Raw genomic sequence first — 26396 nt, 5'->3', positions numbered from 1 at the left:
CTTGTTCACCCTTCAGTCCTCCGTATGACCACACTTGCGTTCTCGGCCAATCCGGCCGACTTCTGGCCACCGTATGCCTAACTCGGCACTTTTTCCACGCGACTCGCCCATTTTCCCCTTCCGGGGTGTTGGATTTCGTTGCCTGGCTGCTATTCGACGGCCTCAGGACGAGAGTGTAGTAGTAGTCGGCTTCCAGGGTTCCCGTGAGGCCTCAAAAGACCCGATCTCATCCTCGTGCCGCAGCGTGAGAGCGATGTCGTCGAGCCCTTCCAGCAGCCGCCAGCGGGTGTAGTCGTCGATCTGGAACGGGGCCGTGAAGTCCTTGGCGCGCACCGTCTTGTCCCGGAGGTCGACGGTCACCTCGGTGCCCGGTTCGTTCTCCAGGAGCTTCCAGAGCAGCTCCACGTCCGCCTGCTCGCACTGGGCCGCGAGCAGCCCCTGCTTGCCCGCGTTGCCGCGGAAGATGTCGGCGAACCGGGAGGAGATGACCACCCGGAAGCCGTAGTCGGACAAGGCCCAGACGGCGTGCTCCCGGGAGGACCCGGTGCCGAAGTCCGGCCCGGCCACCAGGACGCTGCCCGCCCGGAAGGGTTCCAGGTTGAGCACGAACTGGTCGTCCTGACGCCAGGCTGAGAACAGACCGTCCTCGAATCCGGTCCGGCTCACCCGCTTGAGGTACACGGCGGGGATGATCTGGTCGGTGTCCACGTTGGACCGCCGCAGGGGCACCCCGACGCCGGTGTGGGTGGTGAAGGCTTCCATGGTCGTGTGCCCCTTTCAGGCCAGGTCTTCGGGGGAGGAGAGGGTGCCGCGGACCGCCGTCGCGGCCGCCACCAGCGGCGAGACGAGGTGGGTCCGCCCGCCCTTGCCCTGCCGGCCCTCGAAGTTGCGGTTCGATGTGGACGCGCTCCGCTCGCCGGGCTTGAGCTGGTCCGGGTTCATGCCGAGGCACATGGAGCAACCGGCCTGCCGCCACTCGGCGCCGGCGGCCAGGAAGACCTGGTGCAGCCCCTCGGACTCGGCGGCCGCGCGCACCCGCATCGACCCCGGCACCACGAGCATCCGGACCCCGTCGGCGACCTTGCGGCCCCGCAACACCTCCGCGGCGGCCCGCAGGTCCTCGATCCGGCCGTTGGTGCACGAGCCGAGGAAGACCGTGTCGACGTGGATGTCGCGCAGCGGCGTGCCCGGCGTCAGGTCCATGTACGAGAGCGCCTTCTCGGCCGCCGAACGCTCGTTCTCGTCGCCGATCGTCTCCGGGTCGGGCACCCGCTCGGACAGCGGGAGCCCCTGCCCGGGATTGGTGCCCCACGTCACGTACGGGGTCAGCGCGCTCGCGTCGATGCGCACCTCGGCGTCGAACTCGGCGTCGTCGTCGGTGCGCAGCGCGAGCCACGCTTCGGTCGCGGCGTCCCACAGCTCGCCCTCCGGGGCGTGCGGACGGCCCTTCAGGTACGCGAACGTGGTCTCGTCGGGCGCGATCATCCCGGCGCGGGCGCCCGCCTCGATGGACATGTTGCAGATGGTCATCCGCGCTTCCATCGACAGCTTCTCGATCGCCGCGCCGCGGTACTCGAGCACGTAGCCCTGCCCGCCGCCGGTGCCGATCTTCGCGATGACGGCGAGGATGACGTCCTTCGCCGTCACGCCGGGGCGCAACTCCCCGTCCACAGTGATCGCCATCGTCTTGAAGGGCCGCAGCGGCAGGGTCTGGGTGGCGAGCACGTGCTCGACCTCCGACGTGCCGATGCCGAACGCGAGCGCGCCGAACGCGCCGTGCGTCGAGGTGTGGCTGTCACCGCACACCACCGTCATCCCGGGCTGCGTCAGGCCCAGCTGCGGGCCGACGACGTGCACGATGCCCTGCTCCGCGTCGCCCATCGGGTGCAGCCGGACGCCGAACTCCGCGCAGTTCTTGCGGAGCGTGTCGACCTGCGTGCGGGACACCGGGTCCGCGATCGGCAGCTCGATGTCGACCGTCGGGACGTTGTGGTCCTCCGTGGCGATGGTGAGGTCGGGCCTGCGCACGCGCCGCCCGGACAGCCGGAGGCCGTCGAACGCCTGCGGGCTCGTCACCTCGTGCACGAGGTGGAGGTCGATGTACAGGAGGTCCGGCTCCGCACCGGTCCCCCGTCGCACGACGTGTTGCTCCCACACCTTCTCGGCAAGCGTCTTTCCCATGCCTTCTCACCCATCGACTTCGGAAGTTGGGTTCCCACGATCTGAAATACTGGACATCCCATATAGCGGGAACTTAATATCGAGACGTGGGACAGCATAGCGGCATCGGCGTACTGGACAAGGCAATGGCGGTCCTGCAGGCGGTCGCCAAGGAGCCTTGTGGCCTGGCCGAACTCTGCACGCGCACCGGACTCCCCCGCGCCACCGCCCACCGCCTCGCGGTGGGGCTCGAGGTGCATCGCTTGCTGCGCAGGGGAAGCGACGGGCGGTGGCGGCCGGGCGCCGCGCTCGCCGAGCTGGCGGGTGGTGCGGTGGACCCGTTGCTGGACGCGGCGAGCAGCGTGCTGCCCCGGTTGCGGGACCGCACGGGCGAGAGCGTGCAGCTCTACCGCCGCGACGGCGTCCACCGCATCTGCATCTCCACGGCGGAGCCGCCGAGTGGCCTGCGCGACACCGTTCCCGTCGGCGCCCGGCTCCCGATGACCGCCGGCTCCGGCGCGAAGGTCCTTGCGGCGTGGACGGACCCGGCCACCCAGCGGGCACTGCTCGCGGACGCGGTGTTCGGCGAGCGGGCGCTGCTGGAGGTGCGCAGGCGCGGGTGGGCGCAGAGCGTGGCCGAGCGGGAGCCAGGCGTGGCAAGCGTGTCCGCGCCGGTGCGGGACGCGTCGGGTCAGGTCGTGGCCGCGGTGTCCGTGTCCGGCCCGATCGACCGGATGGGCAGGCGCCCCGGCGCCCGCTGGGCCGCGGACCTCCTCGCCGCCGCCGACGCGCTGCAGAACCGGCTCTAGATCGTCCACAGTGATCATCCCCAGTGGACGGAGCGGCGCCGCTGCGCGACCGCTCGGACACCGGACGTGAGCGACGATCGCGTGCCGATCGTCGTTCCGTGGACTACCGCCGGGCGAAGGCCGGTGCGTGTTCCGGCAGGAAGCCGCGGCCCACGACGTACGCGGGGACGCGCCGCAGCTTCGGGAACCGGGTGACCAACCGCACCGGCAGCGGCAGCTTCGACGCACGTGCGATCTCGATGTCGCCCGCCAGCGCGGGGCGCAGCACCTTCGCGTGCAGGAACCGTTGCCCGCCCTGCGTGATGATCGTCGGCAGCAGCCTGCGGCGTTGCACCTTGGCGAGGTCGCTGGTCGTGACCGTGCGGCTGACCAGTGGGGACGCGAGCAGCCGGGCGGCCGCGACCGCGTCCTGCACGGCGAGGTTGATGCCGACGCCGCCGACCGGTGACATCGCGTGCGCCGCGTCGCCGATGCACAGCAGGCCGTCCGCGTACCAGCGGCGCAACCGGTCGACGCGGACGTCGAGCAGCTTCACGTCGTCCCACGAGGACACCGAGTCCACCCGGTCGGTCAGCCACGGCACCACCGCCGCGATGCTCGCGACCATCTCCGACACCGGCCGCTCCCGCTGTTCGGGGTCCGAGCCCTTCCCGATCAGCACGGCGGTCTGCCAGTAGTCGTTGCGGTCCAACATGACCACCGCGCGGCGCCTGCTCATCACGCCGACCGCGCCTGCCGGGTCGGTGTCGTGCCGCGGCAGGCGGAACCACCAGACGTCCATCGGTGTCGGGTAGTCGCGCACCGCCAGTCCCGCCGCGGCGCGCAGCACGGAGTGGCGGCCGTCCGCCGCGATCGTGAGGTCCGCGAGGATCCGGCCGGTCTCCCCCGCCGCCGTGCGGTACTCGACGCCGGCGACCCGGCCGCGCTCGCGGACGACGCCGACCGCCTCGGTCTCCATGCGCAGCGTGAAGGTCTGTTCCTGTTTCGCGGCGTCCGCCAACAGGTCCAGCAGGTCCCACTGCGGCACCATCGCGATGTAGTTGTGCCTGCCGGACAACTGGGTGAAGTCGCCGAAGGGCACCATTCCCCTCGGCGTCGGCAACTGCGCCCGCTCCAGCCTGCTCTGCGGCAGCTTCGCGAACGCCGCTCCCAGCCCCAGTTCGTCGAGCAGGTCCAGCGTCGTCGGGTGCACGGTGTCGCCGCGGAAGTCGCGCAGGAAGTCCGCGTGCTTCTCCAGCACCGTCACCGCGACACCGGCCCGCGCGAGCAAGAGCCCCAGCACCATCCCGGCGGGACCGCCACCGACGACCAGGCACGTGGTCCGTTCCATGATCCCTCCCCCTGAATTCATCTAGTGTTGAATAACTCCAGCATGCACCCGCGCGGGAAAGGACGTCAAGGCGGACAACTCGAACGGGCCACGCGGCGCGGTCACGCTGGGCGTGGTGGACGTGCCGTTCCTGACAACCCGGTAACGCGGCGCTGACGAAAAGCGATACAGCTTAATCGCCATACGCTCTCAAGCTGCTGACTTAATCGAGTCAGAGTCCACACAATCACCTCTATAGCCGAATCGAAGGGTGCCCCGGGCGGCCTAATCTCTGCTGATGACCTTTGGGCTCGTGCCGTTTCCCGCTGCCTCCGACCGCAACGCGACCGGACTGGCGGCCGAGCACGAGCCGCCCCGGATCCAGGCGGTCTGCCTCGACATCGACGACACCCTCGTCGACTTCACGAGCTCCGCCCGGCGCGCGCTCTTCGACCTCATCGGCCGCGACGACATGTGGCCGAGGTGGCAGCGCACCACCGACGAACACGTCGCCAGGGTCGTCTCCGGCGAACTGCCCTACGACGCCATGCACAAGGCGCGGACGAAGGCGTTCTTCGCCGACCTCGGCGCCCTCCTCGACGACGACCTGGTCGCCACCCTCGAGGAACGGCGGCGCACCCAGCTGCACACCACGTGGCAGCTCTTCGCCGACGCCGTCCCGTGCCTCGACTGGCTGCGCGCCGCGGGCTTCAAACTCGCCGCCGTCACCAACGCCTCCGGCAACCACCAGCGCGCGAAACTCGCCGGCCTCGGCATCGCCCGCTTCTTCGACACCCTCGTGATCGCGGGCGAACTGGGCGCCGCCAAACCCGATCCGGTGATCTTCCACACGGCGTGCGCGCGAATGGGCGTCCGTCCCGCCGAGACGGTCCACGTCGGCGACCTCCTGGAGACCGACGCCATCGGCGCGCGGGACGCGGGCCTCCACGGCGTGTGGCTGTCCCGCGCACGCGCCCGCCCGACGGCCGAACCGGGCATCCAGACCATCGAGACCCTCGCCGACCTGCCGGAACTGCTGGTCAGCGAGTACCGGACCCCCGACCTGACCGCCACAACCGGGGCCGATTTCCGGTGCCGGGAGGGCGTGGTCTAACATCTTCTCCGGTGCTGATCGAGCGGCCGCGAGGCCGCGGACGAGCAGCAGCGTTGGGGTATGGTGTAATTGGCAGCACGACTGATTCTGGTTCAGTTAGTCTAGGTTCGAGTCCTGGTACCCCAGCAGAGAGAACAAAATCGAGTCTGATAGAGTTCCCTCTGGTTCAAGTTCAAGGCCCCGTCGTCTAGCGGCCTAGGACGCCGCCCTCTCAAGGCGGTAGCGCGGGTTCAAATCCCGTCGGGGCTACATCTGTCTACAGCGCGTTGACCCAGGTCAGCGCGCTGTAGTCGTCTCTACGGCATTGCCGGCGCGCCCCAGGAAGGGCGCGCGTGGAATGCCTTGTGGAATGAACGCCGACAGTTCTTTCGGCCAACAACCGCGGGCATTCAACGGCCGCCGTCTTCACCGGACAGCAATCGCTCGACGATGGTCTTGAGCGCTTTCGTGTCGCCGGGGCCGAGCCGGTCCAGCAGGTGACGACGGGTCGAGGCGGCCAGGGTCGGCACCGAGGCGTCGATCGTGCGGCGGCCCGCCGGCCGCAACGTGACCTCGACGCCGTTGGCCACCTTGCCGCGCGCGACGAAGTCACGTTTCTCCATCCGGGTCAGCAGGTGCGAGAGCCGGGTCCGATCCCAGCCCAGGGCCGCGGCGATGGCGTTCTGCCGCAGGACACCGCCGGATTCGTGCAGGTGCACCAGGACGCTCAACTCCGCGTCGGAGAGACCGGACGCCGCGGTCATGTCGGCGATGACCGCGGCACGCACGGTCTCGTACGCGCGCTTCCACCGCAGCCACAGCTCGACCGACTCCCCCGGATCTACTGTTGACATGTCAACACCACCTTCCTAGCGTGTGACCCTACAAGGCGGCACACAGACAAGGATGTTCGATGCTCGATACCCGGCGGCACTACGCCAGCCTGCGCTCGTTGGCACTTCTTCCCCTCGTCCTGTTCCTCCCCGCCGTGGTCGCGTTCTTCGTGGACCCGGACGTGGCGTGGGGGGAGTACCTGGGAGTCTTCTTCCACCTGTCCATCCTCTTCCTCGTCTCGCGTCTGGACACCGCACCCTGGGCCAGGGCGGCCGGCTACGGATGGGTGGCACTGGACGTGCTCGCGGGCATCCTGATGATCAACGACGTCGCCTACGCCACCGCCTGGGCGGTGCGGCTCGGCGGGCACGTCCTCGCCGGTGTCTGGATCGTGGCGAGTTCCCTGGTGAGCAGGTCCGTGCCGGTCGCTGTGGTCGGTGTGATCACAGGTCTCTGGCTCGCCGCGTACTCCTTCGTGGGAGACGTGCTTCCCGAATCGTTCCTGCGGCCGGCCGGCATCCTGATCCTGGTCTGGTTCGCCCTCCTGGCCATCTTCCACCCCTCGGCGCGGGAGTCGTCGGCCGCGCCGAAGAGTCCCGCACTGGCGTGAGGCGCCCCCTGCCCCGCGTGTCCTGCGCCGCTGTCGGCGGCGAACGCCTATCGGCTCCCCGGGCGAGGCGATTGTGGACATTCCGAGTTCTCCCGCGACTGCTTCGATGATTGCCGGGAGGGGCCGGCGGAATTCTTCGACACGGCGCGCATAACGCTATTGGATCACGTGGTGCGCGCTCCGCGGGTGGACAAATGTGCGGGTGAACATGCGGACAACAGGAGGAAACGGGCAGGTAACAAGACCTGTTGACAGCGGGTTGGGCCATCGGGTAGGCATGATTTGAGTGCATTACCGATCGTGCGGCTTTGCGGGCCGCCGCGGGAGATCCGTTCGTGCCCGCCGAGCTCTGGGGCATTGGGTCTATCGATCGACAAGACCTGCGCGGAAATTCTCGATGCCGTGCGGATGGCTCACGCTGGGCGCGATCTACCAAACTGGGGGTATCAGTGTCCGCCACTGTCGTGTCACAAGCAGGGCTGTCACCGGAGACCGGCCAACGGCTGCGGTGGCGCACTTCCGCCGGCGGCCGGCCGGGTCGTGCCGGTCACCGGCCATCGCGCCGGCGGCGTCCCGGCAGCGGTCTCCTGACCGCTGCGCGGGAGCGCTGAGGGCGGAGGGCCGGTCCAGTGACTGTGTCAGTGGGTTCATGCCGCGCGCAGGCGGTTGGCGGTCAGCAGCAAGCCTGCGATCGTGCGGGCTTCGGTGATCCTTCCGTCGGCGCACATGGCGACCGCCTCGGTCAGCGGCACGCGGACCGGTCGCAGGTAATGGGTCTCGTCCCCGGCCCTGCGGTCCGGAACGAGGTCGGTGGCGAGGTAGACGTGCGTTCGCTGGGCGAGGTAACCGGGACTGACCTCCATTGTGGACAGCAGCTCGAGCCGCCCGGTCATGCCGATCTCCTCGCTCATTTCCCTGGCGGCGGCCTGGACCGCGGTCTCACCGTCGTCGATCCGGCCCTTCGGCAAGGAAAGCGCGCGCACACCGGTGCCGCCGAAGTACTCCCGCACCAGGTGCACCACGAAGCCCGGCGCGAGGGCGACGACAGCCACGCTGTCCGCGCCCTTGTCGACCACCTCCCAGGTGACGACGTCGCCGCCCGGCAGCCGGATGTCCCGGCCGAGCACGCGGAACACCTTCCCGCGGAACAGGACCCGCTCGGCCAGTATTTCTTCTCGGTCGCCGGTCATCCGGTTCCTCCCGTTCGCGTGCACGTGGTCGAAGGGTCGAAGAATTGAATCAGTGAAACCGAATTCGGAATCATGAGGGAGACCGTGATGGTATCCAGCTCGTCGAAGTCCGCCAAACTGCGGCAACTGATCGAGCAGCCGGAAGTGGGCAGGCTCGTCGGCGCCCACAACGGCCTGAGCGCCAAGCTCGCCGAAGAGACAGGTTTCGACGGACTGTGGGCCTCGAGTTTCGAGATCTCGGCGGCGCACGGATTGCCCGACATGAGCCTGCTGAGCATGGCCGACTACCTCGAGGCGGCCGTGCAGGTGAACGAGTCCAGCACCCTGCCGGTGCTCGCCGACTGCGACACCGGCTACGGCGGGCGGCTCAACGTCGCCTATGCGGTGCGGCAGTTCGAGGCGAACGGAATCGCGGGCATCTGCATCGAGGACAAGATCTTCCCGAAGCGGAACAGCTACCTCACGGGCGGCCAGGTCCTCGAGGACGTCGACGAGTTCGCCACGCGAATCGAGATCGCGAAGCGGTCGCAGGTGAGCCGCGACTTCGTGCTCATCGCCAGAACGGAGGCCCTGATCGTCGACCTCGGTGTCGAGGAGGCGTTGCGCCGCGGCTACGCCTACGCGGACGCGGGTGCCGACGCGCTGCTGGTGCACTCGAAGGCGTCGAGCCCGATCGAGATCCTCGAGTTCCTGAGCGCGTGGCGGAACACCATCCCGGTAGTCGTGGTGCCCACCACCTACGGCGGCTGGAACGTGCGTTCGGCCGCGGCGGCCGGCGTCTCGTTGATGATCTACGCCAACCACGGCCTGCGCGCGGCGACCAGGGCCACGCTCGACGTCCTCGCGCAGATCAGGGAGACCGGCGAGATCACCTCGGTCGAGGACCGGATCGCGTCCATGCGGGACATCTTCCGGTTGACCGGTGTCGACGAATGGATGGTCCTCGAGAAGTGACGCCCCTGCCCGACATCGAGGTCGTGGCCGGCGCGGGTGTGTTCGGGCGGCTGGCCGAGTTCGTGGACCGCTTCGGAGCACGGCGCGTGCTGGTGGTGGCGAGCACCGGGGGCCTGCGGCGTACCGCCGTGGCGGGCCGGCTTGCCGGTGCCGAGGTGGCGACCTTCACCGGTTTCCGGCCGAACCCCGATCTGGCCGACCTCCGCGAAGGCGCTCGGGTGCGGGCCCGGTTCCGGCCGGATCTGGTCGTCGGGATCGGTGGCGGCTCGGCGATGGACGCGGCGAAGGCCGTCGCTGTGCTGCCACCCGGCGGGCGTGGTCCCGCCCCCTCCGACATGACCCCCGCGGACTACGAGCGCGGCCGGGACGGGTGCGGCCTGGTGCTGGTGCCCACGACCGCGGGGTCCGGCGCGGAGGTCACCAGGTTCGCCAGCGTCTACGTGGATGGACGCAAGCAGTCGCTCGACCACCACCGCGTGCGCGCCGACGTCGCGCTCGTCGACCCGGAGCTCACCGCGGGCTGCTCGCGCGCGACGACGATCAGCGGTGCCTGGGATGCCCTGGCACACGCGCTCGAGTCGCTCTGGTCGGTCCGGTCGTCGGTCCACTCGCGCCTGCTCGCGTCGGAGGCCGCGGCGGGAGTGGTCACGCTGCTCAGCCAACCCGGTGTGCTCGTCGAGCCCCGGGGCCGGGCGGAGCTGAGCAGGCTGGCCACCATGGCGGGCCTCGCCATCGACCTGACGCGCACGACCCTCGCCCACGCGTTCGCCTACCCGCTGACCGCGCGCGCGGGGATCCGGCACGGCGTCGCGTGCGCGCTCAACCTGGTGTGGGTGTTCGCGGCCGCGGGCGAGTGCTACCGGGAACGGTGCACCGACCCCCGGGGGCCCGGCTTCGTGGCGGAGCGGTTGCGGCAGGTGGCGGCGATCGTCGGGGCGGGGTCGCGGCGCGACATCGGCGCCGCGCTGGCAGACCTGATGCGGGCCGGGGGTCTGGCCGATCGGCTGGGGGCGCACGGGGTCCGGGCCGCGGACCTGCCGCACGTCGTCGCGGACGGGACGAGCCACGAGCGTGCGGGCAACTCCCCGGTCGCGCTGGCCGACGGCGCGCTCGACGCACTGCGCGCCCGGCTCTGACGTGCACGCCGAATCGAGAGAGGAGATCGTCGGTGACTGCCGCTGCGAGATCCGCGACGGCGCGGAGGTACGGTCCGCACCACCAGCCCCCGCTCGTCGCGGCGGCGATCGCGCTGCTGAGTCGCGGTGCCGGCCATGAGACATCGCGTTACGTCACACTGCTCGCGGCCGATGCCGGTGGCCGGCCGTGGTCGTCGCGGGACGGACGCGCGATGCAGCGCGCCGCCACCTTCGACTGTCCGCGGCCCATGGTGGCGGCCACGGCCGACCGCAGGCAGCTCGTCATGCTGGTGCCGGTACCGCCCGGCGCACGCGTACCGGACGTACGTGCCGTCGCGGGCGAGGTGCTCCGCTGGCTCGCGGTGACCGGGCACGACCCGGTGGTCGCCGGCGCCGGGGTGGTCCACGCGGACGGTGTCGTGGCAGCGGTGGAGGAGGCGAGCCTGGTCCTGCGGGTGGTGTGCGCCCTCGCGTATCCCTCCGGGGCCTACCAGCTCGACGACGTGCTGTTCGAGACCGCGCTGGCCCGGTCGCCGGACATCACCGAACGGCTCGCGGCCCTGATCGAACCGATGATGGCCAGCGAGGCGCCGCTGCTGGAGACCTTGACGTCCTTTTTGGACAGCGGAGCAGACCGCAGGCGGACCGCCCGGCGCCTGTACATCCACCCCAACACGCTGATCTACCGGTTGCGCCGGATCCAGGAGCTGACCGGGCTCTCGCCGAACGTGCCGAAGGACATCCTGACGCTCCGCGCCGCGATGGTCGCCTGGCGGCTCAGCAGCGCGGCATCCGCATGATGACGAGGTGAACGGAATTGTCACAGACTGAGACGGTCATGGCCGGTGCACCCGCGGTGCGGGGCGCGGAGTTCCTCGACGTGCTGGCGGAACACGGGGTGCGCTTCCTGTCCGGCGTGCCGTGCTCGTACTTCTCCGCACCGCTGCGCCTGCTCGAGGACCACCCGACGCTGCGCTACGTGCCGGCCGTCAACGAGGGGAGCGCCCTCGCGATGGCCGCAGGCGCCCGGCTCGCGGGGGTGCCCGGCGCGGTCATCGCGCAGAACTCGGGCTTCGGCAACCTGGTCAACCCGTTGACCTCGCTGGTGCTGCCCTACCGCATCCCCCAGCTGGTGATCATGAGCATGCGGGGCTGGCCGGCACCGGAGCCGGGTGAGCAACAGCACGAGCTGATGGGCAAGGTCGTCCCGTCCTGGCTCGACTCGCTGGCCGTCCCGCACTGGACGCTCCAGCGCGGGGGCCGGCCGTTCGCCGAACTCGTGGCCGAGGCCGCGGCGGTGCTCGAGGACCGCCGCACCGCCTTCATCCTGGTGGGCAAGGGCGCGATCGAGCCCGCGCCCGCTCGCTCGGCGGCACCGGCAGGCGGGCGCGTGCTCCGCGAGGACGTGGTCTCGGTGCTGGTGGCCGAGCTGCGCGACGAATTCGTGCTGTCCACCACGGGATACCTGTCCAGGGCGATGCTCGCCGCGGGTGACCGGCCGGGGAACTTCTACATGCAGGGGTCGATGGGGCACGTCGCGGGACTCGGTCTCGGCGCCGCGCTCCAGGCGCCCGCACAGCGGATCGTCGTGCTGGACGGCGACGGCTCGCTGCTGATGCACCTGGGGGCCATGGCGTCGGTCGCGGCCTGCGCACCGCCCAACCTCGTGCACATCGTGTTCGACAACGGGGCCTACGAGTCGACCGGAGCGCAACCGGCCGCCGCGCGGCCCGACTTCGCCGCGGTGGCCACCGCCCTCGGATACCGGTCGACGGCGACGGTGTCCGCTCGCGCCGAGCTGCGGAGCGCGGTCCGCGCGGCACTCGACGCCACCGGTCCCAGCCTGTTGGTCGTCGCGGGCGCGGTCGGCGGTTCGACCGGCAAACGGGCGTCGGAGAGCCTCGGCATCAGCGAGATCGCGGCCCGGTTCGAGCAGCACCTGGGCGGGCACGCAGGGCCTCGCCGCTGAGCAGCCCGGCCAGCGCCACCACGCTGGCGAACGGCTCGGCCATGGCCCTCGCGACGCTTCCGGCGTGTTCCGCGACGGAGTGGATCGACGTCACATCGGCCCACTCCGCCGTGCGGAGCCCGTCCGACACCTGCCCGGCGACCACGACGCACGGCACACCACGCGCGGCGGCGGCCCTGGCCACCACGGCAGGCAGCTTGCCCCGCAGCGTCTGGTGGTCGACCCGGCCCTCACCCGTGACGACCACGTCGACGCCGTCGAGTTCGTCGTCGAGCCCCGTGGTCGCCCACACCAGCTCGGCACCGGAGACACACCGGCCACCCAGCGCCATGATCGCCGCCGCGATGCCGCCGGACGCGCCCGATCCCGGGATCGTGACCAGGTCGGCGGGACACCGCGGCGCGGTGCGGGTCAGGTGCCCGGCGAACGTCGCCAGGGAACGTTCCAGGGTGCGCACCGCGCGGGGCGAGGCACCCTTCTGCGGACCGAACAGGCGTGCCGCGCCGGACGCGCCGAGCAGCGGGATCGCGACGTCGGCGGCGGCGGTCAGGACGACGGGACCGAGATCCGGCAGCGACGTGATCGCCGCGCAGTCCAGAAGCGGTCCACCGCCCGGCGGCAGCGCCGCGCCGGTGGCGTCCCTCGCCACCGCGCCGAGCGCGGAGAGCATGCCCGCGCCGCAGTCGACGGTGGCCGAACCGCCGAGTCCCACCACCACCTCGCGGGCCCCGAGGGCGATCGCCTCGCCGATCAGGACCCCCAAGCCGTGCGAGGACACCCGCAGCGGATCCAGTTCGGTGCGGGTGAGCAGGTGCAGCCCACACGTCTGCGCGCTCTCCACGTAGACGGTATCACCGGCGACGAGCAGGTGTGCGCGGACGGGCCGCAGCAAGGGGTCGCACGCGCGCACCGTGACGCGCTCGCCACCGGCCACCGGGTGGATCACGTCGAGGAAGCCGGGACCGCCGTCTGCGAGCGGCCGGAGCACGAGGTCGTCGGCCGGTGCGCCCCGGCGCCATCCCGACGCGATCGCGCGCGCCGCCCGGCGGGCCGTGAGCGTGCCTGCGAACTTGTCCGGGCAGATGAGGACGCGCACGTCACCCCCTCTCCGGCGGCGGGGCGCCGATCACTCCTCGCGGTACCAGGCGCGGTCCTCGTGGAGCATCCGTTCCAGGCCACCGGGATGCATCGCCCCGAGGGCGGTGCGCACCTCGCCGGTCACGCTGCCGTTGATCCGCAGGGCCAGCAGGCACGGGTGGTCCGCCGTCCGCTCGACCCCGTAGGCACAGGGGACGAACGGCATCACGTACGCGGAGTCACCGGGGTGCAGTACCGTCCGGTGCTCCCGTCCCGCGTGTTCCCAGCGCATCGCCAGGGGGTCCGCCCCGACGTTGTACAGGTACTGGTGCTGGTACGTGGTCAGGAAAGCCCCGACGTCTCCGTGTTCGCGGCGCGGCCGGATCTCCAGGGCCCGCGTGTGCGGGTGCAGGCGGTTGCCCGCGAGTTCGGTGACCGTGTAGTCGTGCCGCTCCGGCGCCGGATACGGCCACCGGCGGGCATCCGCGCCCCGGACCACGCAGATGTCGCACGGCGAGTCGATGCCGATGGGGAGCAGGTCCCGGACCGAGACGCGGAGCGCGTCGGCGAGCACGGCGAGTTCCTCGGCGCTCGCGGTGGCCGTGCCCTCGACCAGCTCCGCGAGCCTGCGCACCGGCCACCCGGTGAGCCGGGCCAGCTCACCGGCCGACATCATCGCGGCGTCCAGGAACGACCGCAGGCGCCCGCGAACGGTCGCCGCCTCGTCGGTCCCGGTCATCGCGAACTTCCGGGCGGTGGCCAGGCCGAGTGCGGACAGTTCGTGCCGGGCGTCGCCGGTCAGCTCGCCGCCGTAGGTGAGGGCCAGGATGTAGGCGGGCTCGCCGGCGCGGCGGGCGGTGAAGGTGTGCGGCGAGAACGGCAGGCCCCAGATCGAGTCACCGGTGCGCATGCGGAGCACGTGCGACCGGCCGCCCCAGCGGTAGTAGTAGTTCACCGGCCCGACGAAGTAGGTGAACTGGTAGAGCAGGTGCCCGTTGTTCCACTGCACGGCGGGGTTGTCCGGCTTGTCGTCGTCGACGACGGCCAGCATCCTGATCCATTCCGGGCGGAAGGACGCGAGCCGGGACATGGCCGTGTCGCGGTACTCGTAGTAGTCGGCGCCGCCCCGCGAGAGCACGCGGGCGGAGGCGGCGGAGTCCTCGGCGGCGAACCTGAGCACACCGTCCGGGCAGTCGTTGTGGATGGGGAGGATGTCGCGTTCGTTGACCGGCCAGCTCCGGCTGACGGCCGCGAGCGCGGGAGCGGACAACTCCCGGCGGCCGTTGACCAGATCCTGGTACTCCGCCTCGGACAGGCCAAGGTCCTTCGCGGCGGCCGCCGAATTCCGCTTCAGGTCGTTCGCGGTGCTCCGCAGCAGCGCACCCATCCGCTCGCGATATCCGACGTCATCGGTCATGGCCCGAAACTAACGACGACGAGACACGTCGACGACCCGTGCCGCACACATGTTGTGCGAACACACAACGCGGGTGGCGGGTCCGTGCCCACGGTGCGACGGTGGCAGCACAACCGTAGCGACGGGGAGCCGATCATTGTCCAGCGCGCGCGTTCAGCCCGACCTGTCCGACGCCCTGCCGGAGGTGCCGATCCGGTCGTCCAGGGTGCTCGACCTCAACGTCCTCCGCGCACGTCTGCGGTTCAACACGCCGGATTCCCCGGCGTACTCCTACTTCGCGCGCTTCGCGCCGGACGACGCGCCCGCCGACTTCGACTTCACGTGCGTCGACCTCGACCACGACGCGCTGGACGAGTCCGTCCTCTCGCGACTGTCCGACAGCACCATCCGCGGCAAGCGGTTCCGCTCCGGGTACTTCCGCGGCGCGTACTTCGGCGCGCCTGCCTACCTGGTGACCCGTGACCGGAACTGGCACGTGTACGGCCGGACGCTGGAGAAGATCGTGTGGCCGTACCTGCTCAAGCAGGCGTTGAACGTCTTCGCGCTCGACGCGGGCTACACGCACCTGAAGGCGGCGGCGTTCGCGCACCCGGACGGGGGCGTCACCCTGCTGGCCGGGGCGAAGGGCAGCGGCAAGAGCGTCTTCCTCACCCGTGCCTGCCAGGACGGCGCGCGCTTCGTCACCAACACCCACGCGCTCCTCCGCGACGGTGTCGTGCACGGGATCCCCTCCGCGATGCGGGTCCGGGACGACGAGTGCTTCGGCGAGCTCATCCGGGAGCGCGGTTTGCGCGGGCACCTGGTGGCCGGTGAGTACCTCGCCGCCCCGGACGTCCTCTTCGGGGACGCGACCGCGCCGTCCGGCCCGGTGCGCAGCATCGTCGTGATGAACTACCGGGCAGACCACCCGCCACGGTTCGAACGCGTGGCGCCGGCGACCGCACTGTCCTTTCTGGAACAGTTCGCACTGGCCCTCACCGTGTACGACCTCCGGTACGACCTCCTCGAGCACCTCGACCGGGACGTGGACAGGTACGTCGCCGCGTACGGCGCGATGCGCGACGAACTCGCCGCGTTGTGCGGGCGGGTGCGCTGCTACGTGGCGAACGTGGGGATGGGGGATCCCGCGGTGCGCAGGTCGGTGCTCGACGAGCTGGCGGTGTCCGATGCCCGCTGACCGCACCGGTCCCGCCCGCTGCGCGGACCTGACGACCGTGCCCGGCAAGCTCACCCACTTCCAGGAGGAGCCGGGCGGCTACCTCGCGCAGGGGCGCGCCGCGGCGGCGCGTGCGTTCGGCCGGGAGTTCCACGAGGCGATGGCGGAGCTGACGTTCCTGCTCGTCCAGCCGGACGCGATCGCCCGGCGGCTGGTCGGGCAGTGCACCGGCTTCCTCGCGGAGCACGGGTTCGTCCCGGTACTCGCCGTCCCGTTGACGTTGACCGTGCCGATGGCCCGGCTGCTGTGGCGGTTCCAGTTCAACGCGAAGACCGACGGCAGCAGGGCCCTCGGCGAGCTCGTGTACTGCCGGGGGCCGTCGCTGTTGCTGGCGTTGCGGGACTCGGCGGAGCGCGACGACCGGTCGGCGAGCACACGGCTGACCGAGTTGAAGGGTTACTCGGACCCGCGCAAGCGCCGGGGCGGCGACCTGCGGTCCGCGTTGGGGACGCCGAACCGGATCCTCCGGTGCGTGCACAGCCCGGACGAACCCCTCGACGTGCTCAGGGAGACCGCCGTTCTGGTCGGCGAACCGCACCTTCCCCGGTTCTACGAGCGGCTCGCGGCCGGGCGCCGGGACGGCACGCCGTACGACTGCCGGGCCGCGGCCGAGGAGGTGTACGCGGTGACGCCGCCGCACGACGTGGACGAGGAGAACGCCTGCCGGCGCCTGCTCGCGAGGCTCGACCGGATCGGTGGCCGTGCGGACCGCGCGGAGGCGGCGGAGCGGATCGCCGCCACGGTCCGCCGCGTCGGTGGCGGACCCACCGGACTCGACTGGGACCGGTACGCCGGTGACCTGGCCACGCTGGGCATCGCCGTGGACGACTGGGACGCCCTGCTCGTGGCGAGCAGCCTGGTCGAGTACCAGAGACCCGGGGCGACCAAGCTGATCCCCAGCCTCAGCAGTCCGTGATCCGGCGGCCGTCATGCAGGTGACCTACGTGTCGGTGCCGGGTTCGGCCACCACGGAGAACCAGGACTTCGTCGTCGCGACCGACCGGCTCGTCTGCGTGCTCGACGGGGTGACCCCGCCCGCGTCCGGCGAGACCGGGTGCCGGCACGGGGTGCGGTGGTACGTCGAGGCGCTGGGGCACGCCATCGCCGGTGGCGCCGTGGCCACGGACGCCCTGCCGGACATCGTGGCGCGCGCGATCGCCGACGTCGCCCGCGGGCACGAGGACACCTGCGATCTCCGCCACCCGGACACGCCGTCCGCCGCCCTCGCCGCCCTCCGGGTCGGCGCGGCGCACGCCGAGTACCTCGTCCTGTGCGACTGCGCGGTGGTCCTCGACCAGGGCGGCGAGATCACCGTGCACACCGACGCGATCGCGAAGGCGGAGCGGAGTCACCGCACCACACCCGCGGGGCCGCTGTGGAAGGCGGCTGCCGTGCCCGGCGCGGCCTTCGCCGCGGTGACCGGCCGCGTGCCGCTGGCCGGTCCGCGGGGGGTGCGGTGCGCGGCACTGGCCACCGACGGCGTGACCCGCGCTGTGTTGTCCCTCGGCATGTGTTCCTGGCAGGGACTGATGGCGCGGTTGAGCTCGGCGGGACCGCACGCACTCGTGCGCGCGATCCGCGCCGCCGAGTCGGCGCGGCCGCACACCGGTGGTGCGCGGCCGAAGAAGAAACACGACGACGCGACCGCGGTCGTGTGCGAACTTGTCCGGTGAACGGCGACGGGAGGTTCACGTGCGCTGGGACTCCGAGCGTGTCGACGAGACGATCAAGGGAGCGCTGCTCGACTCCTCGTGGGTGGCACCACCCGACGCGGCGCGGCGGGAACGGCTGCTGGGGTGGCTCGCGGCGCTCGACGACGGGACCGACCTGCTCGACCGCGTGCGCGCGCAGGGGACCATGTGCCTGTTCGGCCGGACGGTCGCCGGGCTCGACGCCGCCGGCCACGGGGACCTGCTCCGCACACGACTGCCGGTCGACCTCGTGGCGAAGGAGTGCGCGGACGCCCGGGACTGGATCGACCTGTACTACGCGGAACTGGCCGTCATCCTCGACGCGGCCGGGAGCCGGGGGATCCGTCCCGTCGTGCTGAAAGGCCCCGCCTGGCAGCTCGAGTTCTACGCGAACACCAGGACGAGGCCGTTCAAGGATCTCGACCTGTACGTCGACACCCACGAGCTGGCGCCCTTCGGCGCGGTGCTCGAGGAACTCGGTTACCGGCAGGCGACCTACGACGCCGCCACGCGCCGGCTGGTGCCGGTCGCCGCGGCGCGCAACCAGGCCGCGCTGGAGGCCGGGCGGCACGCCACGCCGTACCTGAAGGAGAGCTCGCTGCCCGGTCAGCTGTTCCGCGTGGAGGCGCACGGACCGCGCAACGACCACAACTTCCACCGGATCGACACGTCGGACTTCTTCGCGCGCAGCAGGCCGCTGGTCGTCGACGGCGCCGAGGGCAGGCAGCTGTCGGTGGTGGACTCGCTCGTCTACGCGTGCGCCCACATCCGCAAGAACCTGTACGTGCACACACCCGTGGGGCAGATCGCGATGCCGAAACTGCGGTGGTTCTGCGACGTGCGCCAGATGTTCCTGGTGCTGCCCGGCGCCGAGGTGTGGCGCGGACTCCACGACCGGGCGGCCGAACTCGGTCAGGCGGACGCGGTCTTCCAGGTGCTCGAGTACACCGAACGGCTCTTTCCCGGTGTCGTGCCCACCGAACTGCGGCACCCGCCCGTGTCGCTGTCCGGCACCGCGGCCGAGGTCGTCGACGACGTGTGGCGGTACCGGCACGGGTCGAGTTCCTTCGAGCAGCGGCTGTTCGAGCCGCACGTGGACGAGAGCAGGTACCGGCGGTTGCGGCAGCGGGGCGTCGTGGGCGGGCGGGTGGCCGTGCCCGACATCGGTGCCGGGCGCGAACCGTCGGCTCTGCGTGAGTGGCCGTGGGACGTGGCGGACGTGCAACGGCTGTCCGGGCGCACCGCGGCGGACTGGCAGTACTTCGGCACGCACGTCAGTTTCGGGGCGAGGCCGGCGAGCGACGCCGAGTTCAGCGCGTCCTTCGCCTTGCTGCGCGCCGGGTCGTTGCTGGGTGTCCGCGCCGAGGTGCGGGACGAGCGGCTCTGGTTCGGCCAGAAGTCCGGCTACTACCACGCGCAGGACTGCGTCCAGTTGCTGTTCGAGGTGCCGTTCGAGAGCGGGCGCGTGTGCAACGTCCTGCTGGTGCCGAAGGCCGCGGACCTCGACCGCCCGACGGCCCTGTTCCACTACTCGGGCGGTGAGCTGGCGGGAACCCGGCCCGTGCCGGGCACGCGCGTCGACGCGGAGGTGACCGGGCGCGGCTACGTGCTCCACGCGGGCATCCCGGTGGCCGCGCTCGGGATCACCGCCGGGACCACCGAGATCGGGTTCGACTTCTGCGCCTACGAGAGCGGCGATCCCGGCCAGGAGCGACGGATCGTCCTGCAATGGTCGGGCGGTCGCAACAACGTGCGGAACCCCAACTTCTACGGCGTCGCCACCTTCGGGAACGCCTGACGTGTCCGGCACGCCGGGGCACGCGAAGAGGGCCTGGCTGAGGTCGTTGCCGAAGAAGCGCACCGCGGTCTCGGGCCTCTTCACCGATCCCCTGGGCCGGATTCTGCTGCTGTCCCGGGTCTACGCCCCGGGCTGGGTGCTGCCCGGCGGGATCGTGGAGGCCGGCGAGTCGCCTGCCGCGGCGTTGCGGCGTGAGGTGCGGGAGGAGCTGGGGCTCGACCGCGTACCCGGCCGGATCCTGGGTGTGGACTGGGTTCCCGGCGGCGCGGACCCGGACCTCGACGGGCTCGTGGTGGTGTTCGACGGCGGCATCCTCACCCACGAGGACGTCGCGCGCATCCGTCTCCCCCCGGACGAGATCGGCGCGGGCCGTCTCGTCGAACCGGACGGGGCGGCGGAGTTGCTGGGCCCACGGCGTGGCGGGCGCGTGCTGGCGTGTGTGCGCGCGTGGCGGGAGAACACCGCCGTGTACACGGAGAACGGCCGCGGATGACCAGCGGCGGGCGCGGGGAGGGAACGTGCTGCGAGTGAGGTCGATTGTCGCGGGCGACGACTTCGCGGATCTGCGGACCACGCCGTACCGGCTGTTCTTCACGTCGCGGACCGTGTCGATGCTCGGCGACATGATGCGTCCCGTGGTCGTCGTCGCGGCCGTCGTGCAGGCGGGGTACGGGGCGACCGGGGTCGGGTTCGCGCTGGCGGCCGAGATGGTGCCGTACGCGTTGTTCGTGCTGTTCGGCGGTGTGCTGGCCGACCGCTACTCGCCCCGGCGGATGATGATCGCCGCGGACGTGCTGCGGTTCGTCGCGACCGGCTTGCTCGCCTGCGCGTTCGCGTTCGGCACGCCGCCGCTGTGGCACGTCCTGGTGCTGCTCGGCCTCACCGGGCTGGGTTCCGCCGCGTTCCAGCCGGGGGTGGCGAGCGTGGTCCCGCAGGTCTCGGCGGACGTGTTGCGCGGCAACGCGGTCCTGCGGATGTCGGAGTCCGTGATGACCGTGATCGGCCCCGCGTTCGCCGGCGTGCTGCTCGCGGTCACCGACCCGTGGTCCGGCATGGTCGTGGACGCGATCACCTTCGCGATCAGCGCGGTGTGCCTGTGGCGGCTGCGGCTGCCCGGGACGGCCACCGCGAAGGTGTCGCTGCGGCGGGGCCTGGGGCAGGGCTGGCACGAGTTCCGCAGCCGGGGATGGCTGTGGGGCACGATCGTCGTGTGGATGTGGGGCGGTCTGCTCTGCCGCGGCCCGAGTCAGACGCTGGGCGCCAGCTTCATCGTCGCGGATCGCGGCGCGACCGCGTACGGCGTCGTCATGGCGATCTACGGCGCCGGGAACGCGATGGGTGGTTTCGCCGCGCTGCGGCACCGGCCGGCTCGCCCGCTGGTCGCCGGTGCCGTCGCGGTCACGACGTTCGCGATGAGCCCGCTGGTCGTCCTCTGCGACCTGCCGACACCGTGGATCGCCCTGGGGTTCTTCGTACACGGCGCAGGCGCCACGTTCTGGCTGGTGCTGTGGCACTCGACCATCCAGACCCACGTACCGCGGGCCGCGCTCAGCCGGGTCCACTCGTTCGACGTCGCCGGGTCGCGGGTGGCGACACCGATCGGGCGGGCACTGGCGGGCCCGGCGAGCGAGCTGATGGGCCTGCGGCCGGTGCTCGCCGTCGCGGTGGCAGCGGCGGTCGCGGTGCCCGCCGCCCTGCTGTCGCTCCCCGCCCTACGTGCCGTCCGCGCGCGTCCGGAGGACGAGGAAACCACCACCGAGTCCCGGCTCCGGGCGGCCCCATCGGCAGCGGAGTCCGCTCGTTCCGGGCGCACCACCGGCCCACCATGACGTCGGCGCGGTTCGCGGGTCCTCACCGGCGTTCCGGGACCGCCGCCACCGGCCGGATGGCGCGGATGTCGCGCACCGCGAGCGCTGCCGCCGTCGTCCCCACCGTGAGCACGCCACAGCACAGCAACACCGGGCGCACGCCGAACGCCTCGGCCAGGGGGCCGGCGACCGCGCCGCCGATCGGTGCGAGCACGTAGCCGCCGAGCGAGTCGTACGCCGATATCCGGGACAGGACCGACTGGTCGACGTGGCTCTGCAGCGTGGTGGCCCAGTTGATCGTGAACACCTCCCGGCAGATCCCGCTCAGCCCGGCGGCGGCGAGGACGAGACCGATGGGGAGCGGGACCGCGAGGGCGAACATCAACCCCGACATCAGCATCAGTCCCAGGCTCGCCGCGACCAGCAGCCGGCCCGGGGTGTAGCGCACCAGCACAAGACCGCCCGCCACCGCGCCGATCGACACCGCCGCGGTGATCCAGCCCCAGCTCCGCGCCCCGCCGAGGCTGTCCTGCGCCACCACCGGGCCGAGCACCCCGATCGCGGCCTGGTAAGCGGCCGCGACGACGGCGAACTGAAGCACCCCGGTCCAGAGCCAGGTGCGGCCGCGGAACTCCGCCCACCCCACCTTCAGGTCGTGCAGTGCGGACGCCCGCGGTGGCACCGGGGCGGGCGGCATCCGCATCCCGAGCCGCAGCAGGCCGGCCAGCACGTAGCTCGCGCCGTCGATGGCCAGCCCCCACCCGGGGCCGACGACGCTCACCAGCACACCGCCGAGGCCCGCGCCGACGATCTGCGCGGTGGAGCGGCTGGACCGGCTGATCGCGTTGGCGCGGCCCAGCACGGGCGCGGGGAGGATCTGTGCGACGAGCCCGGTGGCGGCGGGGAAGTAGATGCCGACGCCGACGCCGCGGAGCGCGGCGAGCACGGCGAGACTCCAGGTGGCCGACCACCCGGACAAGACCAGTGCGGCGGAGCCGAGCTGCGCGACGGCCTGGACCACGTTCCCGGTGACCATGACGGAAAGGCGGGACACGCGGTCCGACACCACACCGCCCACCAGGAAGAACGCCGCCATGAGCACCAGGTTCGCGGTGGTCACGACACCGATGCCGGCCGCCCCACCGCCGGTGCTCAGCACCGCGAACGGCAGGGCGACGACGGCGATCGCCGAACCCAGCGTGGACACGACGTCGCTCGCCGCGAAGAAGCGGAAGTTGCGGACCGCCAGCGGGCCCGACGGGACGCTCGTCACCAGGGCCACTCCAGGTGGTCAGGCAGGAATCCGCGGCCCGTGCACACCGCTGCCCTGTTCGAGGCCCGCGTCGCGGGTCCGCACCACGAACGACAGCCTGCCGACGCCGGCACGGGCCCGCGAGAGCGCCTCGTCGTGGCTGTCGCCCACCGCGCACACGAACGCGGCCCGGTGGGCGGAGTTGACGATCGGCTCCAGCAGATCTCCCTCGCCGTGCACCACGTCGACCTCGACCACCCCGTCGAGGGACCGGGCCGCGTCGACCCCGCCGACGCCGGTGATCCGGCCGACGCCGTCCGGGCAGGCGTACCAGATCGCCGCGTAGTCCGGGAGCTCCGCCGTCGCGCTGCGTGCGGCGAGCGCGGCCCGCACGTCGGCCAGGACGGGCAGGCCGAGGCTCTGCCGGACGGTGAGGTCCACCAGGTCGACGCCCGTGACCGAGGCCCACAGCCGCGGGATCTCGTCGCCGCCGGGCCGCACGTGTGTCTCCACGATGTGCACCTCGTCGGCGGAGACGATCACCTCGGTGTGGGTGACGCCGGTCCGCACACCGAGCGCGTCCAGCGCCGCGCACACCGCGGCCGCGACCCGGTCGTGCTCGGCACGGTCGACCGGCGCGGGCACCACGTGCCCGATCTCGATGTAGTGCTCGGCACGCGACGCGAGGTGGTGGGTGGTGGTGAGGCCGAGTACGACGTGCTCCCCGTCCTCGCTGACCGCTTCGACGCTGTACTCCGTGCCGCACCTGAACTTCTCGACGATCAGGTCCTTGGAGTCGAGCGGCCCCACCGACGCCCGGCCCCAGTCCAGTGCCCCGGGGATGTCGTCCGGCCCGTCGATGCGGGTGATGCCCCGGCTCCGGATGCCTCGTGCCGGCTTGCAGATCAGCGGGTAGCCGACCGCACCGGCCAGCCGCTCGACGTCGGCCGGGCAGGTGGCGACCACCGCGGTGTTGTCGTCGACGCCCGACCCGGCGAGCACCGCGCGCATGACGGCCTTGTCCGACACGGCTTCCACCGTGACCGGGTCGTGCCACGGCAGGCCGAGGCCGGCCGCGACGGCGGCGCCGCGCCCGGCGTCCTTGTCGGTGAACGCCGCGACGCGATCGACCGGGCTCAGCCGGTCGACCAGCCGGGCCGCCTCCAGCCAGGTGCTCGTCGGCGCGTCGTCCGGCACCGCGACGATGAAGTCGAACAGCTGCGGCGCGCGCAGCCGGGGCACCGACTTCTGCCTGCAGACCGTGCTCGTGCGCAACCCGGCCTGGAGCTCGCGGGCGCGTTCCACGCGGTCGAGGCCGTCGCCGACGACCATCATGTGCCGGCACGGTGCCGAATCGGACATCTCAACTCCCGAGTCGCGGTACGCGGAACAACGTCATTGTTCACAATCACCACGCGGCGGCACCGGCGAAGCGGACCGGGTTGTGCGCGTAACCAATAGAAAATGTTCCTGGCCAACGATTTCGTCGCCGCCACGAAAGCGGGTGGTGGCGCGAACCGGGATTCCACTAGGATTTGCAGCCACCGGCCGCCGGACCGAATTCGATCTTTTCGGCATCTTTCCGCGCCATCCGTCGGCGTCAGCGTCGATGAATCCCCCCAGGTCAGGGACTCACCCACAAGGGATGATCAACGATCCGTGATCGTCATGTCGCGGAGAGTTGTGCATGAATGTTGTCGCGCTGTTAAAGTCGGAGTGCATTGGTTGACGAGCTACGGTAGTTCCGAGGTCGATCAGCGCACCTGGGGGTCAACCCGCCTCGCCCATCAGCAGGGTTGTCGGCGGCCGACCGCGCGCCCCCGTGATGATGTGCTCGCGCACCGAGGAACGCGCCGAGAAGGGGGACTTGGTGTTGCTTGGTCCGCAGCGGAATGGCAGTTCTCGTGGTGACGGCCCGCGCCGGAGCGGTCCGGTCGACGGCGCCGGGGACGGCCCCGGCGGCGTCGCCGTGGTCGCCGACGACAGGAACCCGATGCGAGGACTTGCCGGATTGCTCGACCGTGTGTCGCTGAACATCCCCTACCTGGCCCACGTCACCGTCGACGGACTCGCGCGCGAGAACGGCGGGGCACACCTCACACCCGCCGCCGCGCAGGGACTGCGTGCCGTGCTGGGCAAGGCCGCGATGTGGGGGCTCGGCTGCGTCGCGGGCCGCTACGACACCACCGCCACGGGCGAGCTCGACATCGACGAGTGGCAGCGGTGCGGCATCAGCGCCGTGACGTGCAGCGCCGCCTGCCGGGACATGTACTCGCGGTTGTGGAAGGCGCTGTCGCTGGAAGCCGGGCAGGCGGACAAGCTGCTGCTGCTCGAACGCGCGAACCAGTTCTTCCTGGCGGGCAGCCGGGTGGTCGAGAGCATCCTGCGCGCCGAGATCGACCTCGGGACGGAGCACCGCGAGGAGCCCGCGCTGAGCGTCGACGACCGCAGACGCCGGATCACCGGCGCGTTGCTGCGCGGCGAACGTCCCGCCGAGGAGCTGTGCGGTACCGACATCCCGGTCGCCGACACCTACGTGGTTCTCGCCATGCGCAGCGCCCAGGTCGTCGAGGACCTGCGCCCTGCCGTCGAGGACGGCTGGTTCACCGCCCGGCGGCGGACGAACATGCTGGTGCTGGTGCCGGTGCAGGAGACGGGGGCCGACGACACCCCCGAGACAGCCGCCGAGCACGCGTTCGAGACGTTGCACCTGCCGGGGCCCGCCGGGCTCGCGCTGCCCGGCTCGATCGAGGAGATCCCCGCCGCGGTCGACGACGCGCAGGAAGTGGTGACCACGCTCGGCCACCTGGACAACGCCAAGCCGGGGATGTACCGGCTCGACGACGTCCTGCTGGAGGCGATGCTGTTCCGCGCGCGGGAGCTGTCGTCGCGCCTGGCCAGCAAGGTCGCCCCGGTGGCGGTGCAGACCCCGCACCTGCTGGACACGCTCGAAGCGTTCCTGGACAGCGACTGCGAACGCCGTGAGCTCGCGCGCCAGCTCTACATCCACCCGAACACCCTGAGCCACCGGCTCAAGCGGGTGTGGGAACTGACCGGCCTGTCGTTGAGCAGCGTGCACGACCTGTGCCTGCTGAAGGTGTCGCTGATGGCACTGCGGATGCACGGCCTGCCGGAGGCGGACACCCCGGATCCCGCTCTGGCGCTCGCACAGCAGGACACGCGGACCGCATGACGGGCAGGCTGCTGGCGATCAGCGACATCCACGTGCGCCACCAGGAGAACCGCGACGTGGTGGACGCGTTGCGGCCGACCTCGGAGCAGGACTGGCTGATCGTGGCGGGTGACGTCGCCGACACCGTCGACGACGTCGAGTGGGCGCTCGGCGTGCTGGCCAGGCGCTTCGCCAGGGTCGTGTGGGTGCCGGGCAACCACGACCTGTGGGCCACCACGGGGTGTCCCGAGCGGGGCGAGGAGCGCTACCGCCTGCTGGTGCGGCGGTGCAGGAACCTCGGGGTGCTCACCCCCGAGGACGACTACCCGGTCTGGCACGGCCCGGGTGGCCCGGTCCGGGTCGCGCCGCTGTTCCTGCTGTACGACTACACCTTCCGGCAGGCGGGCACGACGAAGGACGCGGCGCTCGACGCCGCCTACCGGGCAGGCGTGGTCCTCACGGACGAGAAGCTGCTCGACCCGGCGCCGTACCCGAGCCGGGAGGCGTGGTGCGCCGCCCGGGTGACCGCGACCGAGCACCGCCTCGCCTGCGCCGGGCCAGGACCGCCCTTCGTGCTGGTGAACCACTGGCCGCTGCACCGTGCGCCCACCGCCGTGCTGCGGCACCAGGAAATGGCGATGTGGTGCGGAACGGCACGCACGGCGGACTGGCACAGTCGGTTCGACGTCGCCGCCGTCGTGTACGGGCACCTGCACCTCCCGCGCACCACCACGATCGACGGCGTGCGGTTCGAGGAGGTGTCGCTCGGCTATCCGGCCGACTGGTCGCAGTCGTGGCACCCGCACCACCCGCCCGCTGGCGCGCGGGTCCCGGTCGGTCCACTGCGGACGATCCTCCCGCACTCCGCCGAGCGGGACATCCGGTGGTGAACCGCGGCGGC

The 26396-nt window shown here is 71.5% G+C and carries 24 protein-coding genes and 2 tRNA genes; 17 read left to right on the top strand and 9 right to left on the bottom strand.

Annotated features, from left to right (window positions below; all coding sequences use genetic code 11):
- Positions 1–162: 162 nt before the first annotated feature.
- Positions 163–762, bottom strand: a complete 600-nt coding sequence (gene leuD / locus ACYQ77_RS43055) for a 3-isopropylmalate dehydratase small subunit (protein ID WP_459723153.1) — start codon at positions 760–762, stop codon at positions 163–165.
- A 15-nt stretch (positions 763–777) separates the two neighbouring features.
- Positions 778–2181: a 3-isopropylmalate dehydratase large subunit gene (gene leuC, locus ACYQ77_RS43050; RefSeq protein WP_459723152.1), complete on the bottom strand. Its 1404-nt coding sequence runs from the start codon at positions 2179–2181 to the stop codon at positions 778–780.
- A gap of 86 nt (positions 2182–2267) precedes the next feature.
- Between leuC and ACYQ77_RS43045 the strand changes: the two genes are divergently transcribed.
- A complete protein-coding gene (locus ACYQ77_RS43045; protein ID WP_459723151.1) occupies positions 2268–2969 on the top strand; it encodes an IclR family transcriptional regulator in 702 nt (233 codons plus the stop codon).
- A 103-nt stretch (positions 2970–3072) separates the two neighbouring features.
- Here ACYQ77_RS43045 and ACYQ77_RS43040 read toward each other — a convergent pair whose 3' ends face one another.
- Positions 3073–4299, bottom strand: coding sequence for an FAD-dependent oxidoreductase (locus tag ACYQ77_RS43040; RefSeq protein WP_459723150.1), 1227 nt, complete (start codon positions 4297–4299; stop codon positions 3073–3075).
- Positions 4300–4576: 277 nt separating this feature from the next.
- Here ACYQ77_RS43040 and ACYQ77_RS43035 point away from each other — a divergent pair, with 277 nt between their 5' ends.
- The 3 genes from ACYQ77_RS43035 to ACYQ77_RS43025 all read left to right on the top strand — a co-directional run bounded on the left by ACYQ77_RS43035 (position 4577) and on the right by ACYQ77_RS43025 (position 5641).
- Positions 4577–5392 (top strand): HAD family hydrolase, encoded by an 816-nt coding sequence (locus tag ACYQ77_RS43035; protein WP_459723148.1) that lies wholly within the window; start codon positions 4577–4579, stop codon positions 5390–5392.
- Positions 5393–5446: 54 nt separating this feature from the next.
- Positions 5447–5518 (top strand) — tRNA-Gln (locus ACYQ77_RS43030).
- A 50-nt stretch (positions 5519–5568) separates the two neighbouring features.
- Positions 5569–5641: transfer RNA gene (locus tag ACYQ77_RS43025), tRNA-Glu, on the top strand.
- Positions 5642–5781: 140 nt separating this feature from the next.
- Here the strand turns inward: ACYQ77_RS43025 and ACYQ77_RS43020 are convergent.
- On the bottom strand, positions 5782–6225 hold the full coding sequence (locus ACYQ77_RS43020; protein ID WP_459723147.1) for a MarR family winged helix-turn-helix transcriptional regulator: 444 nt from the start codon (positions 6223–6225) through the stop codon (positions 5782–5784).
- A 59-nt stretch (positions 6226–6284) separates the two neighbouring features.
- Here ACYQ77_RS43020 and ACYQ77_RS43015 point away from each other — a divergent pair, with 59 nt between their 5' ends.
- Complete coding sequence (locus tag ACYQ77_RS43015; protein WP_459723146.1) at positions 6285–6815, top strand: hypothetical protein; 531 nt, start codon at positions 6285–6287, stop codon at positions 6813–6815.
- A gap of 647 nt (positions 6816–7462) precedes the next feature.
- On the opposite strand, the gene ACYQ77_RS43010 is transcribed toward ACYQ77_RS43015, so the two are convergent.
- A complete protein-coding gene (locus ACYQ77_RS43010) occupies positions 7463–8005 on the bottom strand; it encodes an NUDIX domain-containing protein (RefSeq protein ID WP_459723145.1) in 543 nt (180 codons plus the stop codon).
- Positions 8006–8077: 72 nt separating this feature from the next.
- Between ACYQ77_RS43010 and ACYQ77_RS43005 the strand changes: the two genes are divergently transcribed.
- The 4 genes from ACYQ77_RS43005 (at position 8078) to aepY (ending at position 12064) form a co-directional block, all read left to right on the top strand.
- Positions 8078–8959, top strand: coding sequence for an isocitrate lyase/phosphoenolpyruvate mutase family protein (locus tag ACYQ77_RS43005; RefSeq protein ID WP_459723143.1), 882 nt, complete (start codon positions 8078–8080; stop codon positions 8957–8959).
- The gene (locus ACYQ77_RS43000) at positions 8956–10095 is read left to right on the top strand and encodes a phosphonoacetaldehyde reductase (RefSeq protein ID WP_459723142.1); all 1140 of its coding nucleotides are present in this window, start codon (positions 8956–8958) and stop codon (positions 10093–10095) included. Before ACYQ77_RS43005 ends, ACYQ77_RS43000 begins: the two co-directional genes overlap by 4 nt.
- A 212-nt stretch (positions 10096–10307) precedes the next feature.
- Positions 10308–10895: a PucR family transcriptional regulator gene (locus tag ACYQ77_RS42995; protein WP_459723140.1), complete on the top strand. Its 588-nt coding sequence runs from the start codon at positions 10308–10310 to the stop codon at positions 10893–10895.
- Positions 10896–10933: 38 nt separating this feature from the next.
- Entirely contained in the window at positions 10934–12064 is a 1131-nt protein-coding gene (aepY, locus tag ACYQ77_RS42990; RefSeq protein ID WP_459723138.1) for a phosphonopyruvate decarboxylase, read from the top strand.
- On the opposite strand, the gene ACYQ77_RS42985 is transcribed toward aepY, so the two are convergent.
- Together ACYQ77_RS42985 and ACYQ77_RS42980 are read right to left on the bottom strand one after the other, a co-directional pair.
- Positions 12003–13160 (bottom strand): glycerate kinase, encoded by a 1158-nt coding sequence (locus ACYQ77_RS42985; RefSeq protein WP_459723137.1) that lies wholly within the window; start codon positions 13158–13160, stop codon positions 12003–12005. The two genes, aepY and ACYQ77_RS42985, sit on opposite strands and share 62 nt — an antisense overlap.
- Positions 13161–13190: 30 nt before the next feature.
- On the bottom strand, positions 13191–14558 hold the full coding sequence (locus tag ACYQ77_RS42980; RefSeq protein ID WP_459723135.1) for a helix-turn-helix domain-containing protein: 1368 nt from the start codon (positions 14556–14558) through the stop codon (positions 13191–13193).
- A gap of 136 nt (positions 14559–14694) precedes the next feature.
- Here ACYQ77_RS42980 and ACYQ77_RS42975 point away from each other — a divergent pair, with 136 nt between their 5' ends.
- The 6 genes from ACYQ77_RS42975 to ACYQ77_RS42950 are packed head-to-tail and all read left to right on the top strand — an operon-like array spanning position 14695 to position 21092.
- On the top strand, positions 14695–15735 hold the full coding sequence (locus tag ACYQ77_RS42975; RefSeq protein WP_459723134.1) for a FomB family phosphonate monophosphate kinase: 1041 nt from the start codon (positions 14695–14697) through the stop codon (positions 15733–15735).
- Positions 15725–16690 carry a hypothetical protein gene (locus ACYQ77_RS42970; protein WP_459723133.1) on the top strand — a complete coding sequence of 322 codons (966 nt, stop codon included), beginning with the start codon at positions 15725–15727 and terminating at the stop codon, positions 16688–16690. Before ACYQ77_RS42975 ends, ACYQ77_RS42970 begins: the two co-directional genes overlap by 11 nt.
- 13 nt (positions 16691–16703) lie before the next feature.
- Positions 16704–17447 carry a protein phosphatase 2C domain-containing protein gene (locus ACYQ77_RS42965; RefSeq protein WP_459723131.1) on the top strand — a complete coding sequence of 248 codons (744 nt, stop codon included), beginning with the start codon at positions 16704–16706 and terminating at the stop codon, positions 17445–17447.
- Positions 17448–17466: 19 nt separating this feature from the next.
- Positions 17467–19263, top strand: a complete 1797-nt coding sequence (locus tag ACYQ77_RS42960) for a nucleotidyltransferase family protein (RefSeq protein ID WP_459723130.1) — start codon at positions 17467–17469, stop codon at positions 19261–19263.
- A 1-nt stretch (position 19264) separates the two neighbouring features.
- On the top strand, positions 19265–19756 hold the full coding sequence (locus ACYQ77_RS42955) for an NUDIX domain-containing protein (RefSeq protein WP_459723129.1): 492 nt from the start codon (positions 19265–19267) through the stop codon (positions 19754–19756).
- Between the two features lie 34 nt (positions 19757–19790).
- Positions 19791–21092 carry an MFS transporter gene (locus tag ACYQ77_RS42950; RefSeq protein WP_459723127.1) on the top strand — a complete coding sequence of 434 codons (1302 nt, stop codon included), beginning with the start codon at positions 19791–19793 and terminating at the stop codon, positions 21090–21092.
- A gap of 22 nt (positions 21093–21114) precedes the next feature.
- Here the strand turns inward: ACYQ77_RS42950 and ACYQ77_RS42945 are convergent, their stop codons facing one another.
- Positions 21115–22344: an MFS transporter gene (locus tag ACYQ77_RS42945; RefSeq protein WP_459723126.1), complete on the bottom strand. Its 1230-nt coding sequence runs from the start codon at positions 22342–22344 to the stop codon at positions 21115–21117.
- Between the two features lie 18 nt (positions 22345–22362).
- Complete coding sequence (locus ACYQ77_RS42940) at positions 22363–23685, bottom strand: ATP-grasp domain-containing protein (RefSeq protein WP_459723125.1); 1323 nt, start codon at positions 23683–23685, stop codon at positions 22363–22365.
- A 649-nt stretch (positions 23686–24334) separates the two neighbouring features.
- Between ACYQ77_RS42940 and ACYQ77_RS42935 the strand changes: the two genes are divergently transcribed.
- Complete coding sequence (locus ACYQ77_RS42935; RefSeq protein ID WP_459723123.1) at positions 24335–25516, top strand: PucR family transcriptional regulator; 1182 nt, start codon at positions 24335–24337, stop codon at positions 25514–25516.
- Positions 25513–26385 (top strand): metallophosphoesterase family protein, encoded by an 873-nt coding sequence (locus ACYQ77_RS42930; RefSeq protein ID WP_459723122.1) that lies wholly within the window; start codon positions 25513–25515, stop codon positions 26383–26385. The genes ACYQ77_RS42935 and ACYQ77_RS42930 overlap by 4 nt, the downstream gene beginning before the upstream one ends.
- Positions 26386–26396 lie beyond the last annotated feature (11 nt).

The organism is Actinophytocola sp. KF-1, assembly GCF_054661535.1.
The sequence above is the reverse complement of the archived record's forward strand: the minus strand, read 5'-3'. Positions and strand labels throughout refer to the sequence as shown.

What these genes read in the sequence shown, in the direction of transcription:
- ACYQ77_RS43035 (WP_459723148.1), top strand. Translation starts at nt 4,577, where the DNA reads ATGACCTTTGGGCTCGTGCCGTTTCCCGCTGCCTCCGACCGCAACGCG.
- ACYQ77_RS43015 (WP_459723146.1), top strand. Translation starts at nt 6,285, where the DNA reads ATGCTCGATACCCGGCGGCACTACGCCAGCCTGCGCTCGTTGGCACTT.
- ACYQ77_RS42980 (WP_459723135.1), bottom strand. Translation starts at nt 14,558, where the DNA reads ATGACCGATGACGTCGGATATCGCGAGCGGATGGGTGCGCTGCTGCGG.
- ACYQ77_RS42930 (WP_459723122.1), top strand. Translation starts at nt 25,513, where the DNA reads ATGACGGGCAGGCTGCTGGCGATCAGCGACATCCACGTGCGCCACCAG.
- ACYQ77_RS43005 (WP_459723143.1), top strand. Translation starts at nt 8,078, where the DNA reads ATGAGGGAGACCGTGATGGTATCCAGCTCGTCGAAGTCCGCCAAACTG.
- leuD (WP_459723153.1), bottom strand. Translation starts at nt 762, where the DNA reads ATGGAAGCCTTCACCACCCACACCGGCGTCGGGGTGCCCCTGCGGCGG.
- ACYQ77_RS42995 (WP_459723140.1), top strand. Translation starts at nt 10,308, where the DNA reads ATGCAGCGCGCCGCCACCTTCGACTGTCCGCGGCCCATGGTGGCGGCC.
- ACYQ77_RS42940 (WP_459723125.1), bottom strand. Translation starts at nt 23,685, where the DNA reads ATGTCCGATTCGGCACCGTGCCGGCACATGATGGTCGTCGGCGACGGC.
- ACYQ77_RS43020 (WP_459723147.1), bottom strand. Translation starts at nt 6,225, where the DNA reads ATGTCAACAGTAGATCCGGGGGAGTCGGTCGAGCTGTGGCTGCGGTGG.
- ACYQ77_RS42965 (WP_459723131.1), top strand. Translation starts at nt 16,704, where the DNA reads ATGCAGGTGACCTACGTGTCGGTGCCGGGTTCGGCCACCACGGAGAAC.
- ACYQ77_RS43010 (WP_459723145.1), bottom strand. Translation starts at nt 8,005, where the DNA reads ATGACCGGCGACCGAGAAGAAATACTGGCCGAGCGGGTCCTGTTCCGC.
- aepY (WP_459723138.1), top strand. Translation starts at nt 10,934, where the DNA reads ATGGCCGGTGCACCCGCGGTGCGGGGCGCGGAGTTCCTCGACGTGCTG.
- leuC (WP_459723152.1), bottom strand. Translation starts at nt 2,181, where the DNA reads ATGGGAAAGACGCTTGCCGAGAAGGTGTGGGAGCAACACGTCGTGCGA.
- ACYQ77_RS42970 (WP_459723133.1), top strand. Translation starts at nt 15,725, where the DNA reads ATGCCCGCTGACCGCACCGGTCCCGCCCGCTGCGCGGACCTGACGACC.
- ACYQ77_RS43040 (WP_459723150.1), bottom strand. Translation starts at nt 4,299, where the DNA reads ATGGAACGGACCACGTGCCTGGTCGTCGGTGGCGGTCCCGCCGGGATG.